Annotated in this window: 15 protein-coding genes; 7 read left to right on the top strand and 8 right to left on the bottom strand. The window is 63.3% G+C overall.

Features of this window, described 5'->3' with window-relative positions; genetic code table 11:
• Positions 1-72: 72 nt before the first annotated feature.
• From purE to ACSQ20_RS16420, 8 genes are all read right to left on the bottom strand, one after another.
• Complete coding sequence (gene purE / locus ACSQ20_RS16385) at positions 73-612, bottom strand: 5-(carboxyamino)imidazole ribonucleotide mutase (protein ID WP_436021742.1); 540 nt, start codon at positions 610-612, stop codon at positions 73-75.
• Between the two features lie 53 nt (positions 613-665).
• Positions 666-1,556: a phosphoribosylaminoimidazolesuccinocarboxamide synthase gene (locus tag ACSQ20_RS16390; protein WP_436021744.1), complete on the bottom strand. Its 891-nt coding sequence runs from the start codon at positions 1,554-1,556 to the stop codon at positions 666-668.
• Positions 1,557-1,710: 154 nt separating this feature from the next.
• Positions 1,711-2,775, bottom strand: coding sequence for a class II fructose-bisphosphate aldolase (gene fba, locus ACSQ20_RS16395; protein ID WP_436021746.1), 1,065 nt, complete (start codon positions 2,773-2,775; stop codon positions 1,711-1,713).
• A gap of 207 nt (positions 2,776-2,982) precedes the next feature.
• Positions 2,983-4,419: a pyruvate kinase gene (gene pyk, locus ACSQ20_RS16400; protein WP_436021748.1), complete on the bottom strand. Its 1,437-nt coding sequence runs from the start codon at positions 4,417-4,419 to the stop codon at positions 2,983-2,985.
• Positions 4,420-4,650: 231 nt separating this feature from the next.
• Positions 4,651-5,844, bottom strand: a complete 1,194-nt coding sequence (locus ACSQ20_RS16405; RefSeq protein ID WP_436021750.1) for a phosphoglycerate kinase — start codon at positions 5,842-5,844, stop codon at positions 4,651-4,653.
• A gap of 126 nt (positions 5,845-5,970) precedes the next feature.
• Positions 5,971-6,282 (bottom strand): AzlD domain-containing protein, encoded by a 312-nt coding sequence (locus tag ACSQ20_RS16410; protein ID WP_436023176.1) that lies wholly within the window; start codon positions 6,280-6,282, stop codon positions 5,971-5,973.
• A 35-nt stretch (positions 6,283-6,317) separates the two neighbouring features.
• A complete protein-coding gene (locus ACSQ20_RS16415) occupies positions 6,318-7,109 on the bottom strand; it encodes an AzlC family ABC transporter permease (protein ID WP_436021752.1) in 792 nt (263 codons plus the stop codon).
• A gap of 167 nt (positions 7,110-7,276) precedes the next feature.
• Positions 7,277-8,011: a hypothetical protein gene (locus tag ACSQ20_RS16420; protein ID WP_436021754.1), complete on the bottom strand. Its 735-nt coding sequence runs from the start codon at positions 8,009-8,011 to the stop codon at positions 7,277-7,279.
• Between the two features lie 301 nt (positions 8,012-8,312).
• Between ACSQ20_RS16420 and ACSQ20_RS16425 the strand changes: the two genes are divergently transcribed.
• The 7 genes from ACSQ20_RS16425 to moaC all read left to right on the top strand — a co-directional run bounded on the left by ACSQ20_RS16425 (position 8,313) and on the right by moaC (position 13,494).
• Positions 8,313-9,236 carry a branched-chain amino acid transaminase gene (locus tag ACSQ20_RS16425; RefSeq protein WP_436021756.1) on the top strand — a complete coding sequence of 308 codons (924 nt, stop codon included), beginning with the start codon at positions 8,313-8,315 and terminating at the stop codon, positions 9,234-9,236.
• Between the two features lie 75 nt (positions 9,237-9,311).
• Entirely contained in the window at positions 9,312-9,506 is a 195-nt protein-coding gene (locus ACSQ20_RS16430) for a zinc-finger domain-containing protein (RefSeq protein WP_436021758.1), read from the top strand.
• Between the two features lie 121 nt (positions 9,507-9,627).
• On the top strand, positions 9,628-10,662 hold the full coding sequence (gene waaF, locus ACSQ20_RS16435; protein WP_436021760.1) for a lipopolysaccharide heptosyltransferase II: 1,035 nt from the start codon (positions 9,628-9,630) through the stop codon (positions 10,660-10,662).
• Positions 10,663-10,812: 150 nt separating this feature from the next.
• On the top strand, positions 10,813-11,265 hold the full coding sequence (locus ACSQ20_RS16440; protein ID WP_436021762.1) for a nuclear transport factor 2 family protein: 453 nt from the start codon (positions 10,813-10,815) through the stop codon (positions 11,263-11,265).
• 44 nt (positions 11,266-11,309) lie between these two features.
• Complete coding sequence (locus tag ACSQ20_RS16445; protein WP_436021764.1) at positions 11,310-12,362, top strand: YheT family hydrolase; 1,053 nt, start codon at positions 11,310-11,312, stop codon at positions 12,360-12,362.
• On the top strand, positions 12,355-12,975 hold the full coding sequence (locus ACSQ20_RS16450; RefSeq protein WP_436021766.1) for a DUF2946 family protein: 621 nt from the start codon (positions 12,355-12,357) through the stop codon (positions 12,973-12,975). The genes ACSQ20_RS16445 and ACSQ20_RS16450 overlap by 8 nt, the downstream gene beginning before the upstream one ends.
• Positions 12,976-13,014: 39 nt before the next feature.
• Positions 13,015-13,494 carry a cyclic pyranopterin monophosphate synthase MoaC gene (gene moaC, locus ACSQ20_RS16455; RefSeq protein ID WP_436021768.1) on the top strand — a complete coding sequence of 160 codons (480 nt, stop codon included), beginning with the start codon at positions 13,015-13,017 and terminating at the stop codon, positions 13,492-13,494.
• Positions 13,495-13,559: the final 65 nt, after the last annotated feature.

The following is a 13,559-nucleotide window of genomic DNA, read 5'->3' on the forward strand; positions in this document are numbered from 1 at the left end:
CTCGCATGGACATCTTCATCGCTTCGTGGTCTTCAAATGGTCTTCAAAGCCAGGCGAGCGCAACGCGGCGCTTCACAGCGCCGGCAGCACCATCGCGCGGGCCGCATCGGTTTGCTGCGCACGAAATGCCGCGAGCCGATCCGCATAGTCATCGATCGTCCCTGCGAGCAACGCCACCGCGAAGAGCGCCGCGTTGGCCGCGCCCGCCTCTCCGATCGCGAACGTCGCGACGGGCACGCCCTTCGGCATCTGTACGATCGAATGCAGCGAATCGACGCCTTTCAGATACTTGCCCGCCACAGGCACGCCGAGCACCGGCACGGTCGTCTTCGCCGCGAGCATGCCCGGTAGATGCGCCGCGCCGCCCGCGCCCGCGATGATTGCGCGCAACCCGCGCTGCCGGGCCGTCTCGGCATAGGCAAACATCTCGTCGGGCATGCGGTGCGCCGACACGACCTGCGCCTCGTAAGGCACGCCGAGTGTCTGCAGAATCGACACTGCGTGCTTCATCACGTCCCAATCGGAACTCGATCCCATCAGAACGCCGACAAGCGGCGCGTCATGGGTATGGGCGCTTGGGGCGATCTGGGCGGCTTGGACTGCTTCGCTCATCGTGCGGTTTTCCTTCGCTTTATCAACGATACAAGGTGGCGAACGCCGCGCCGTTACGCGGGCGTCTGCCCGGTCAGACGCTCGAGCGCTTCACGGTACTTCCCGCTCGTCTTGGCGATGACGTCGGCCGGCAGTTGCGGCGCGGGCGCCGTCTTGTTCCACGGCTGCGTTTCCAGCCAGTCACGCACGAACTGCTTGTCGAACGATGGCGGATTGCTGCCCACCTGATATTGGTCGGCCGGCCAAAAACGCGACGAATCCGCCGTCAGCGCTTCGTCCATCAGGAACAGTCGGCCGCGCTCGTCGAGCCCGAACTCGAATTTCGTATCGGCGATGATGATGCCGCGCGTCGCCGCGTATTCGGATGCCTCTTTGTACAGCTTGATCGAGATATCGCGGATGGTCGCCGAGAGTTCGGTGCCGATGCGCCGCTCCATATCGTCGAACGTGATGTTTTCGTCGTGCTGGCCCAGTTCGGCCTTGGCCGCCGGCGTAAAAATCGGCTCGGGCAGTTGCTGCGCGTTCGCGAGGCCCGCGGGCAGCGTCACGCCGCATACGGCGCCTGTCGCCTGATAGTCCTTCCAGCCGCTGCCGGCGAGATAACCGCGCACCACCGCTTCGACCAAGATCGGCTCCAGGCGCTTGACGACGACCGCCCGGCCCTTCACCTGCTCGACTTCATCGAGTGCGACGACGGTCTCGGGCGCCACGCCCGTCAAATGATTCGGGACGATATGCGCCAAGCGATCGAACCAGAAATTCGCCATCTGATTGAGCACGCGGCCCTTGTCGGGAATCGGCTCGCCCATCACGACGTCGAAGGCCGACAGCCGGTCGGACGTCACGATCAGCAGGCGCTCGGTGCCCAGCGCATAGTTGTCGCGAACCTTGCCGCGGCCGAGCAACGGCAGCGAGTGGAGCGAGGATTCGTAAAGGGTGGACATCGGGGTAGACATCGTCGTGGACCGTCAGTAGTGTCAATAGAGGGAAACGGGTGCAAACAACGGCGTTCGGACGCCGCCCAAAAAACAAAATGCAAACGCCGTTCCCATCGATACTGCGGGAACGGCGAACCAGCGATACTTGCGGCGAGCCGCTTTAACGCACGACCTGTGCGAGCTCGCCGGATTTGTACTTCTCGGCCATTTTATCGAGCGGCAACGGTTTGATCTTGGCCGCCTGCCCCTCGCAACCAAAAGCGCGATAGCGATCGACGCAAATTTTCATCGCCGCTTCCCGTGCCGGCTTCAGATAATCACGCGGATCGAACTTGCCCGGATTCTGGAACAAATAACGGCGAATCGCGGCAGTGATCGCGAGGCGCAAATCGGTATCGATGTTGATCTTGCGTACGCCGTGCTTGATGCCTTCCTGAATTTCTTCCACCGGCACGCCGTACGTTTCCTTCATGTCGCCGCCGAACTCGCGGATCTCGGCCAGCAGATCTTGCGGCACCGAAGAAGAACCATGCATGACGAGATGCGTGTTCGGAATGCGCGCGTGGATCTCCTTGATGCGATCGATCGCGAGGATATCGCCGGTCGGCTTCTTCGTGAACTTGTACGCGCCATGCGAGGTACCGATCGCGATGGCAAGTGCGTCGCACTGCGTCGCGCGCACGAAATCCGCGGCTTGTTCGACGTCCGTCAGCAACTGCTCGCGCGTCATCGTGCCTTCCGCGCCGTGGCCATCTTCCTTGTCGCCTTTCATCGTCTCGAGTGAGCCCAACACGCCCAGTTCGGCTTCGACGGTGACGCCGATCGAATGCGCCATTTCGACGACCTTGCGCGAGACCTCCACGTTGTATTCGTACGATGCAACCGTCTTGCCATCGGCTTGCAGCGAACCGTCCATCATCACGCTCGTGAAGCCGCTGCGGATCGCCGCCATGCAGACCGCCGGCGATTGGCCGTGATCCTGGTGCATGACAACCGGAATGTGCGGATACGATTCGATGGCTGCTTCGATCAGATGGCGCAAGAACGCTTCGCCAGCGTATTTGCGGGCACCGGCCGATGCCTGCATGATCACGGGTGCGCCCACCTGGTCCGCCGCGGCCATGATTGCCTGAACCTGCTCCAGGTTGTTCACGTTGAACGCGGGCAGGCCGTAGCCATGCTCGGCCGCATGGTCCAGCAATTGACGCATTGATACGAGAGGCATGCTAAGTACTCCTTACGATGGAAACCGGGTGCTCGAGGCGGCACTTTTTTGTGCGAATGTGCGCAATTTTATCGCGAAGCGCGGGCCATCCCGCGTTTTGCGGCGGGATCATGTCCGCACACGCTGAGCGAAAGGCGGTTGCCATACGTGCCGTGCCAGCGCGCTTCGCATATCCGCGCAGCGCGCCCAGCACGGCCCCGGGCAACGTCAGCCCGGGTCGCCGACACGCACGATCTTGAGCGTATTCGTGCCGCCCGCCTGGCCCATCGGCTCGCCCACGGTCAGCACGACCATATCGCCGCGCGCCGCGAAGCCTTTCGAGACAACCGCTTCCACCGCCAGCTTGAGCGCTTGATCGCGGTCGCTGTTCGGCTCGATGCCGATCGGCGTGACATTGCGAAAGAGCGCCATGCCCCGCTCGCTCGTCACGCGCGAGGTCAGCGCGAAGATCGGCACATGCGACCAATGCCGCGACAGCCACAGCGCCGTGGCGCCAGATTCGGTCAGCGCGACGATTGCTTTCGCGCCGAGGTGATAAGCCGTGAACAGCGCGCCCATCGCAATCGACTGATCGATGCGCGTAAACGTGCGGTCGAGGAAGTCGCGATCGAGCTCGACGTGCTCGGACTTCTCCGCTTCGACACAAATGGCCGCCATCGTCTCGATCGTCTGCACCGGATACTTGCCCGACGCCGTCTCGGCCGAGAGCATCACCGCGTCGGTGCCGTCGAGCACCGCGTTCGCGACGTCGGAGACCTCCGCGCGCGTGGGCACCGGCGCATGGATCATCGACTCCATCATCTGCGTCGCGGTAATGACGAGCTTGTTCGACTCACGCGCCATGCGGATCATCCGCTTTTGCAGCGCGGGCACGGCGGCGTTGCCGACTTCGACTGCGAGGTCGCCACGCGCGACCATGATGCCGTCCGACGCATCGAGAATGCCTTGCAGGGCCGGAATAGCCTCGGCGCGCTCGATCTTCGCGATCATCTTGGGCTTGATGCCGTAGGGCATGCCGGCGATGTTCGCGAGCTGGCGCGCCATTTCCATGTCGGTCGCGTTTTTCGGAAACGACACGGCGATATAGTCGACGCCGAGCGACATGGCGGTGCGGATATCCTCCATGTCCTTGGCCGTCAGCGCCGGGGCGGTCAACCCACCGCCCTGGCGGTTGATGCCCTTATTGTTCGAAAGCTCGCCGCCCACTTTCACGACGGTGTGAATCTCTTCGCCGACGACACGCGAAACCGTCAGGACGATCAAGCCGTCGTTCAGCAGCAGCACGTCGCCGGGCTTCAAGTCGCGCGGCAGATCCCGGTAGTCGAGCCCGACGCGCTCTTCGTTGCCCATCTCGCAGTTGGCATCGAGAATGAACGCATTGCCGACCGTCAGCAGCACCTTGCCGTTCTCGAACTTGCCCACGCGAATCTTCGGGCCTTGCAAATCCGCCATGATGGCGACTTCGCGCCCGATCTTGCGCGCGGCCTCGCGCGCATGCTCGGCGCGCTGACGGTGATCGTCGGCCGTGCCGTGCGAAAAGTTGAGGCGCACCACGTCGAGACCCGCTTGCATCATCTGCAGCAAAATCTCTGGCGAACTCGATGCCGGGCCGATGGTGGCGACAATCTTGGTGGCGCGATGCATGTAACTCCTCGTCTGAGTTGAGTCGCTGGTTGAACCGCTGCGAGTCGGATGCGTCGACGCGGGCGCCGCTTGGGCGCCTGTGCCGGGTCGCGCGCCGGTTCGTGCCGGCGTCGCTTTGTCGTTGCGCTTGTCTTTATCGATGTTTTTATCGCTAGCGGGCACTGCGGCGCCCGGCTTGGCGCGTCGAGCCTTGAGTGCGTTGGGTGCCTGCGCGCCGCGCGTGCCCACGCGTTACGCCCGCGCTTGAAGCACTTCGACGGCCGGCAGCGTCTTGCCCTCGAGAAATTCGAGGAAGGCGCCGCCGCCGGTCGAGATATAGCTCACCTTGTCGTGAATGCCGTATTTCGCGATGGCGGCCAGCGTATCGCCGCCGCCTGCAATCGAAAACGCCGACGAATGCGCGATAGCCTCGGCAAGCGTCTTCGTGCCGTTGCCGAACTGATCGAACTCGAACACGCCCACCGGCCCGTTCCAGACGATCGTGCCCGCGCTCGCGAGTTGCGACGCCAGTGCGCGCGCCGTTTGCGGGCCGATATCGAGGATCATGTCGTCTGCTTCGATCTGCGCAACCGGCTTGGTCGTAGGCGCCGCCGTTGCGGCGAACTGTTTGGCCGTCACGACGTCCGTCGGAATCGGGACCGATGCGCCGCGCGCGCGCGCGGCTTCGATGATCACTTTCGCCTCTTCGACGAGATCGGCCTCGGCGAGCGACTTGCCGATCGGCAAGCCCGCCGCGAGCATGAACGTGTTGGCGATGCCGCCGCCGACAATCAACTGATCAACCTTCTCGGCGAGCGACTTGAGAATCGTCAGCTTGGTCGATACCTTCGAGCCGGCGACGATCGCCACCAGCGGGCGCTTCGGGTTGCCCAGCGCTTTGCCGAGCGCATCGAGTTCCGCGGCGAGCAGCGGGCCCGCGCAGGCGATGGGCGCGTACTTGGCGATGCCGTGCGTCGTGGCCTCAGCCCGGTGCGCCGTGCCGAACGCATCGTTGACATAGATGTCGCACAGCTTGGCCATTTTCTGCGCCAGCGCGTCGTCGTTCTTTTTCTCGCCCTTGTTCACCCGACAGTTTTCGAGCAGCACGAGCTGACCGGGCGCGACGTTCACGCCGTTCTCGACCCAATTGGCGACGAGCGGCACCTCGCGCCCGAGCAGTTCGGCCAGCCGCTTGGCAACGGGCGCGAGCGAATCTTCGGGCTTGAATTCGCCCTCCGTCGGACGCCCGAGATGGGAGGTGACCATTACGGCGGCGCCAGCGGCGAGTGCCGACTGAATGGCCGGCACCGAAGCGCGCACGCGCGTGTCTTCGGTAATGTTGCCCTGGTCGTCCAGCGGGACGTTCAGATCGGCACGGATGAATACGCGCTTGCCGGACAGCAAGCCCTTCGCGATCAGATCGGTAAGACGCAGTACTTGGCTCATGGGAAAGTTCGCAACGAAGGTTGATGGGCGGCGCGGCGCTTTCGCAGCTTGCGCGGCCAGTCCGTCGGCGCGCGTCACTACGGCAGCAAACGCGCATTTTAGCCCATCGAGGATCGGCATCGACAATCAGGCCACGAGGCGCAGCGCCGTAAACACCAGCATGCCGACGACGATCGTGCCCAGCATGCCCCGTCGCCAAAGGAACCAGGCGAGCCCCGCGAGCGTGCCGTAGAGCGCGTGATTCGACAACGCGAGCGAAATGCCGTGCGGCGTATCGAGCACTTCGGGCACCACGACGGCGACGAGCGCCGCGGCCGGCGCGTAGCGCAGCGCCCGCTGGACGCGTTCGGGCAACACGGCGCGCTCGCCGCCGAGCAGAAAAAACGCGCGCGTCAGCGCGGTCACGAGCGTCATGCCCAGTATCACGAACCAGGTCATGCCGGCCGTGCCTATCGCAGCGATTGCGTTCGCCATCACCGTACCCGCTCCTCGTGCCTTTGCGCCGAGTTCGAAGCAGCTGCGGATGCGGATGCCGGCTCACCGCGTCCGCGGCGCGCGTGCGCACGCCCGGTGATGACATCGGCCAGGCTGCCTGCGCCAAGGGCCGCCATCACAGCGAGCGGCAAGGCCAGGCGATACGGCAAATCGATCGCAAGCAGCGCCACGATGCCTGCCACGCTGACGGCCGCGAGCGTCGAGCGGTTCACGATAGCGGTGACGATCAATGGCACCAGCGCCACCGTGCCGGCCAGCTCCAAGCCCCAGTTGTCCGGGACGAAGCTCGCCAGCACGATGCCGGCGATCGACGAGATCTGCCAGGACGCCCAGGTGACGCTCGCCATCCCCCAAAAATAGGCCTCCTTGCCCGGCACATGGCCCACGGGAAACGCCCGCTTCTGAAACAGCAGATAGACGATATCGCCGTTGAAATAACCGAGCAGCGTCCGCCGCCAGAACGGCAGATAGGCGAAATGGGGCACGAGCCCCGCGCTGAAAATGAGAAACCGAAGATTGACCATCGCCGCGGTGAGCAGGATCGTCCAAATCGGCAGCTTGGCAGCCAGCAGCGGCAGCGCGGCGAGCTGCGACGAGCCCGCGTAGACGAACAGCGACATACCGATAGCCTGCGGCACGGTGAGCACCGATTTGCTCATGGCGACGCCTGTTACCAGCCCCCATGAAAGCAGCGCCATGACGGTCGGCGAGCAATCGCGCAAGCCCTGGACGTAGGCGGCGCGGTCGATTGCGGAAAAACGGGCTGGCATGGGCGAGAGCTCGCGTGCGTCGCGACGAAGGGATAAAACAACAAACGAAGGGAAACCCGGCGTGCGCGGCGTACCAACGGAGCCGCGGCGGAATCAGATGAACGCTCGATTATAGTGGGATAGGCACGATTTGCGGGTTTTCGCTCGATTGCTGCTCGGTGGTTGCCTTACTTCTCCAATCGGGCCCCTATCGTGACGCTGCGTGAATTCATCGCGATGGCCGAGACCCCGATCAAGTGATCCTTATTGAGCAGCTTGCGCAGCGAAAGTGTGGTCAACACCGCGCCGATGCCCTTCAAGTGATAGTTGGAATGGCGCGTCGCAAGCAGCCCATACGTATTGGGAAGCGCCACGCAGTTGGCAACCGCGCTGGCCAGCGCACGATCATTGCGCAATTGCGTAAAAGGGTGCGCGATCAACGCCTCCAGCTCCGCAAAGCGTCCGTCGAGCTCATAGATGGCGAAGCCGTACAGCACGGGCAGCGTTTCCGTCTCGTTGATCATGACGAAAACGCGTTGATTGTCCTTCGGACGCTCGACCTCCGGCGCATATTGTGTGGCCAGCGTTTTGAGCTTGTTGAGGTTATCCACCGTGTCGCCGTCCAGGTTGCTCGCGGCCCCGGCCAAAATCACATCGACCAACCGGCCATACCCTTGCAGCACCCTGGCGGCCATTACATGGGTAATCGGATAGGGAAGGCTGCTGCGCTGGTCCGCTCGCTTCACCTGAACCACGCGAAACCCTTTCGCGGGCGTCAGCGTGCCACTCGCTATATCGAGGTGGCGCACGCCGCCGTTGGTGCGCCAACGCTCGATCGCGCCGGGCACGAGGCGTAGCGGCACACGCGCCAACAGCCTGTCGCGAATCGAGATATTCGATGCCTGCTCGAGTGCTTCTTTCATCGCCGAACCCTCCTCCACTAGTGTCCATCGGTGGATGCGACCCCGTTTCGAATGTCGCGAGCGAACATCGCCATCAGCGGCGCGTTCGATCCCCACGTCTTTGCATGAACGCATCGTAGCCGCCGCCTCGCGCCGGGCCCCCCCGAAAATTCGGAATGTCTTTATTGACCGCGAGCGACGCCAGGCGGCGCGCGCCGCAGGCATGAGCAGGCACACGTACACGCACTTACGGATTGCGTTCAAAAAACGCTAAAATGACGCTCTTATCGCAAAAGCCCCCCGGCACCGTTAGGAGATACGTATGTCAATGGCCGATCGCGACGGCAAGATCTGGATGGACGGCAAGTTGATCGACTGGCGCGACGCCAAGATCCACGTGCTGACGCATACGCTGCATTACGGCATGGGTGTCTTCGAGGGGGTGCGCGCGTACCAGACCGCCGACGGCAACACGGCCATTTTTCGGCTGAAAGAGCACACGAAGCGTCTTTTTAATTCGGCGAAGATCTTTCAGATGGACGTGCCGTTCGATCGCGAAACCCTTTGTGCAGCGCAATGCGAGGTCGTGCGCGCAAACGGGCTGGCGTCGGCCTACCTGCGGCCAATCGCCTGGGTGGGCTCCGAAAAGCTCGGCGTCTCGGCGCGCGGCAACACCATCCATGTGGCCATTGCCGCCTGGCCGTGGGGCGCGTATCTGGGCGAAGAAGGCATCGCGAAGGGCATCCGCGTGAAGACCTCGTCGTTCACGCGCCATCACGTGAATATTTCGATGGTGCGCGCGAAAGCGTCCGGTTGGTATGTGAATTCGATCCTCGCCAATCAGGAAGCCATCACTGACGGGTACGACGAAGCCCTGTTGCTCGATGTCGACGGCTATGTTTCCGAAGGCTCGGGCGAAAACTTCTTTCTCGTCAACAACGGCAAGATTTTCACGCCCGATCTCTCATCGTGCCTCGACGGCATCACGCGCGACACCATCATTACGCTCGCCAAGGAAGTCGGCATCGAAGTGATCGAAAAGCGCATCACGCGCGACGAGGTCTATACGGCCGACGAGGCCTTTTTCACAGGCACGGCCGCCGAAGTCACGCCGATCCGCGAACTCGATAACCGCACGATCGGCAGCGGTACGCGAGGCCCGATTACCGAACGGCTGCAGACGGCGTTCTTCGATATCGTCGCCGGCAAAAACGCGCAATATGCGCACTGGCTCACGAAAGTCTGACGCTGACGCGCGCCTGCGTGCCGCGGCACCGCCCGAAATATATCGCTAATAAGCCAATAAGTTAAAACTGCCCACATGAGCGTAATCAAAGAAATGCCGCTGATCGAATTGTCGGCGAAAGATCTGCCCGCGTATTGCCCGAACCCGTCGATGCCGCGCTGGAGCGCGCATCCGCGCGTGTTCATCGACGTCTCGCACGGCGAAGCGCGCTGCCCCTACTGCGGCACGCGCTACAAACTGCGCGACGGGGAAATCGTCAAAGGCCATTAACGCAGTGACTCACTGCTGCCATTAAGAACGGCGGCCACTTGGGTTGCCGGTATGGCAGCCCACCTCGCCATTACGCGGCTCTCGCGCGCCGTATTTTTCAAGCTCTTGGATATTGACACTGATGCGTCGCGCGTTGGTTATCGCACCGAATTGGATCGGTGACGCATTGATGGCGCAGCCGCTTTTCGCGCTGCTCAGGCAATTGCACCCCCGTATCGTGCTCGATGCCGTGGCGCCCCCATGGGTCGCGCCCGTGCTCGAACGGATGCCCGACATCCGCGATGTCTACCCGGCCGAGCTCGCCCACGGCAAGCTGAATTTGCTACGTCGCTGGCAACTGGCGGGCGACCTGCGCGACGTAGGCTACGACGCCGCCTACGTCCTGCCGAATTCGCTCAAGTCCGCATTGATCCCGTGGCTCGCGGGCATTCGCCTGCGTATCGGTTATACCGGCGAACATCGTTATGGTCTGCTCAATGTCCGCCATGCGAACCCGCCGCGCGATGAACGGGGCCCGATGGCGGCGCACTACGCCGCGCTGGCGTACGCGCCCGGCGCCAACGTGCCTGATTTATCGGAGCGCCTGCCGACGCCGAAGCTCGACGCCGATCTGAACGAAGCAGTCCGCGTCTCGACGCGCTTTAACCTCGACACGCGCGTGCCGCTCGTCGCATTTTGCCCCGGCGCCGAATACGGCAGCGCCAAACGCTGGCCGCCCGAGCATTTCGCCGCGCTTGCGCAAATGATCGGGCAATCGTTCCCTTATACTCAAATCGTCGCGCTCGGGTCGAACAAGGACGCGCCGATCGCCGAAGCCATTGCCGAGCGCGCGCCGCTGGTGCGCAACCTTTGCGGCCAGACCTCGCTGGGCGAGGCATGCGCGCTGATTTCGCGCGCGGGCGCGGTGGTCAGTAACGATTCGGGCCTGATGCACGTGGCCGCCGCGCTCAAACGCCCGCTGGTTGCCGTTTTCGGTTCGAGCGATCCGCGCCACACCCCCCCGTTGTCGGACGTGGCGAAGGTACAATGGCTGCATCTCGAGTGCAGCCCCTGCTTTGCGCGCGAATGTCCGCTCGGTCATCTGCGGTGTCTGCGCGAACTCTCGGCAGAACAGGTGTTCGACGATCTGCGCGGGATGCTGCTCGGCGAGCGCTGACGCACGGACGCCCCTTCGCGGTTCGTGCGTTCATTGGAGCATGAGCGCCGCGGCGAGAAAAGCTTGACCACCGGGCGTCGATGCACTGCATCGCCCCGCCGCCAAATGACGCGCGGCAACGCGCGAGCAAAGACATCGACGAGCTATCAGATGCCACGTTTTGCCCGACTCTTCGAAGCTGCAGCCGAGACGCTCAACGCGTTTTACCAGGCACTCGCCGAAGGCAACATCGACGAACTGATGGCGTTATGGATCGACGAGGACTTCGCAAGCTTCATCGATTCGAGCGGCGCACATTGGCACGGCATCGACAGCATTCGGGCGGGCGTCGCGCAGTTGGCGGCCAAAGGCAAGCTGCCGACCTCGGTCGAGCCGCTCGATGTGCGCGTCTACGACAGCCTCGGCACCGCGGTCTATGCCGTGGCGGAAGCACACCAGCTGCGCGAGCCGAAGGCGTCGCCGCGGATGGTTTATGCGACCTATGTGCTCGTGCACGAGCGCGGCACATGGCGCATCGCGCACATCCACGCGAGCCCGATGCCTGCCGCGACAGCGAACGAGTTCGCCGCGAAGGTCAGGCACGGACAAGGCGCGTTGCACTGAGCGGGCCCGCATCTGGGCCGCTAGGGTGGTTTTTGGGGAAGGTCATGAGTACGGCGCACGACAAGCCAACTTCGATCCCGGCAGCGGACCGGGCGGCCACAGATACGCTAATCGACCTGCTCTACTGTCCCCCACCCTGGCTGCCCACGAGCCATGCGCAGACGATCATCCCCGCACTTTTTGCAAGGCGCCCCGCCGTTGATTACCGGCGCGAGCGCTGGAGCACGCCCGATGGCGATTTCATCGAACTTGACTGGCTCGCCTACGCGACGCAAAGCAGCTCCGCTCCGCCGGCCGATGCACCGCTACTTGTGGTCTTTCACGGTCTGGAGGGCAATTCCGACTCGCACTACGCGCGCGTGCTGATGGCCACGGCGTGCGCATTCGGATGGCATGGCGTCGTGCCGCACTTTCGCAGTTGCAGCGGTCCGTTGAATTTGGCGCCGCGCTTCTATCATCTTGCGGACAGCGACGAAGTCGATTGGATCTTGCGGCGCTTGCACGAAGTCCACAAGGGGCCGATCGTGGCCGTTGGCGTGTCGCTTGGCGGCAACGTTTTGCTGCGCTGGCTGGGCCAACGCGGCAGCGACGCGACGTTCATCGCTGCCGCTGCCGCCATTTCCACGCCGCTTGACGTGCACGCGGGCGGCCGCGCGCTTTCGCAGGGCTTCGCGCTCGTCTATACGATGAACTTTCTGAAGACGCTGAAGAAGAAGGCCCTGCTCAAGCTTGAGCAGTACCCGGGCCTTTTCGATCGCGACACCATGCTTGCGAGCCGCACGATGTACGACTACGACAACGTCGTGACCGCGCCGCTGCACGGTTTTCGCAACACTGAGGATTACTGGACGCGCGCAACGACGCGGCCGCTGTTGCCTAATATCGCCGTGCCGACGCTGGTGCTCAATGCGCGCAACGACCCGTTTCTGCCGAGCACCGCGCTGCCTACACGCGCCGAGGTGTCGGCCGTGGTGGAGCTCGACCAACCCGAAGCCGGCGGCCACGTCGGCTTCATGACCGGGCCGTTCCCTGGGCGCATCAATTGGCTGCCGCGCCGCGTCTTCTCGTTTCTGGAACCGTTCGCTCGCCATGGATGACATCGTCAAGGCCGCGCTCACCAAATGGCCGAACGTGCCGCATTGCACGGGATGGCTGCTGCTGGACCGGCGTGGCCAGTGGCGTATGCGCGACGAGCATACGCAGGCGCGCGGCGAGCTTGGCACGCTCATTCGGCACGCGGCGCTCATCGCCTTCATCAACCGCAACTACGAAGCCGACGAGCACGGCCAATGGTTTTTTCAGAACGGGCCGCAGCGCGTGTATGTCGAGCTTGCCTATACGCCGTGGACGGTGCGGCTCAGTCAGATGGATCGAACGCCCGGGTTGCCCGCGCTTATGCTCGTCGATCAGACCGGGGCGCCGTTCGAGCCGGCTGCGGTGCTGATCGATGAAGAAGGTGCGGTGCTTTTCGTCGCAGCTTCGAATCCCCCGCATCCCCCGCGGGTCGCGCTGCTACACGATCACGATCTCGATTTGTTCAGCGATTTCGCGACGCTCCTCGAGGATGATGGCCGTGGTGGTCGAATGCAATGGGGGGTGGATTGCGCGTTGCCGATTGACATGGTGCGACGCGGCGATGTGGCCGCGCGGTTCGCGTTTGTGCCGAGCCCGGCTTCGCGTTTGCAGAAGGCTGAGGGGTCGGACGGCTGATCGGCTGATAACATAGGCGCCCTTCGAAGGAGCTCCCAGATGGCAGAATTCACGCATTTCGACGCTGCGGGCCAGGCGCATATGGTTGACGTCGGCAGCAAGGACGAAACCAAGCGGATTGCGCTTGCTCGCGGCTCGATCCGCATGCTTGCGGCAACGCTCGAGTTGATCCGCGCAGGCAACGCGAAAAAGGGCGATGTGCTCGGCGTTGCTCGCATCGCCGCCATCCAAGGGGCAAAGCGAACTGCCGACCTGATTCCGCTGTGTCATCCGTTGGCCTTGACGCGCGTAGCGGTCGATTTTTCATTCGACGACGCATTGCCAGGGGTACATTGCACGGCTCAAGTGGAAACGCTTGGACGCACCGGCGTGGAAATGGAAGCGCTGACGGCAGTGCAAATCGGGTTGCTGACGATCTACGACATGTGCAAGGCCGTGGATCGAGGGATGACGATTACCGATGTGCGCGTGATGGAGAAGCACGGCGGGAAGTCGGGGGATTGGGTGGCGGGGGCGTAGGTCTCGACGCCCTGAGACCGTTCCTGACACAGCAGGCAACGCGCACCACCATCCAACGTAGGCAG

The organism is Trinickia sp. LjRoot230 (assembly GCF_964253315.1).
Classification (GTDB): Bacteria; Pseudomonadota; Gammaproteobacteria; order Burkholderiales; family Burkholderiaceae; genus Trinickia.

Coding starts and splice junctions, on each gene's coding strand:
- ACSQ20_RS16420 (WP_436021754.1), bottom strand. CDS start 8,011: ATGAAAGAAGCACTCGAGCAGGCATCGAATATCTCGATTCGCGACAGG.
- ACSQ20_RS16425 (WP_436021756.1), top strand. CDS start 8,313: ATGTCAATGGCCGATCGCGACGGCAAGATCTGGATGGACGGCAAGTTG.
- ACSQ20_RS16410 (WP_436023176.1), bottom strand. CDS start 6,282: ATGACCTGGTTCGTGATACTGGGCATGACGCTCGTGACCGCGCTGACG.
- fba (WP_436021746.1), bottom strand. CDS start 2,775: ATGCCTCTCGTATCAATGCGTCAATTGCTGGACCATGCGGCCGAGCAT.
- moaC (WP_436021768.1), top strand. CDS start 13,015: ATGGCAGAATTCACGCATTTCGACGCTGCGGGCCAGGCGCATATGGTT.
- ACSQ20_RS16450 (WP_436021766.1), top strand. CDS start 12,355: ATGGATGACATCGTCAAGGCCGCGCTCACCAAATGGCCGAACGTGCCG.
- ACSQ20_RS16440 (WP_436021762.1), top strand. CDS start 10,813: ATGCCACGTTTTGCCCGACTCTTCGAAGCTGCAGCCGAGACGCTCAAC.
- ACSQ20_RS16445 (WP_436021764.1), top strand. CDS start 11,310: ATGAGTACGGCGCACGACAAGCCAACTTCGATCCCGGCAGCGGACCGG.
- ACSQ20_RS16405 (WP_436021750.1), bottom strand. CDS start 5,844: ATGAGCCAAGTACTGCGTCTTACCGATCTGATCGCGAAGGGCTTGCTG.
- ACSQ20_RS16430 (WP_436021758.1), top strand. CDS start 9,312: ATGAGCGTAATCAAAGAAATGCCGCTGATCGAATTGTCGGCGAAAGAT.
- purE (WP_436021742.1), bottom strand. CDS start 612: ATGAGCGAAGCAGTCCAAGCCGCCCAGATCGCCCCAAGCGCCCATACC.
- ACSQ20_RS16390 (WP_436021744.1), bottom strand. CDS start 1,556: ATGTCCACCCTTTACGAATCCTCGCTCCACTCGCTGCCGTTGCTCGGC.
- waaF (WP_436021760.1), top strand. CDS start 9,628: ATGCGTCGCGCGTTGGTTATCGCACCGAATTGGATCGGTGACGCATTG.
- ACSQ20_RS16415 (WP_436021752.1), bottom strand. CDS start 7,109: ATGCCAGCCCGTTTTTCCGCAATCGACCGCGCCGCCTACGTCCAGGGC.
- pyk (WP_436021748.1), bottom strand. CDS start 4,419: ATGCATCGCGCCACCAAGATTGTCGCCACCATCGGCCCGGCATCGAGT.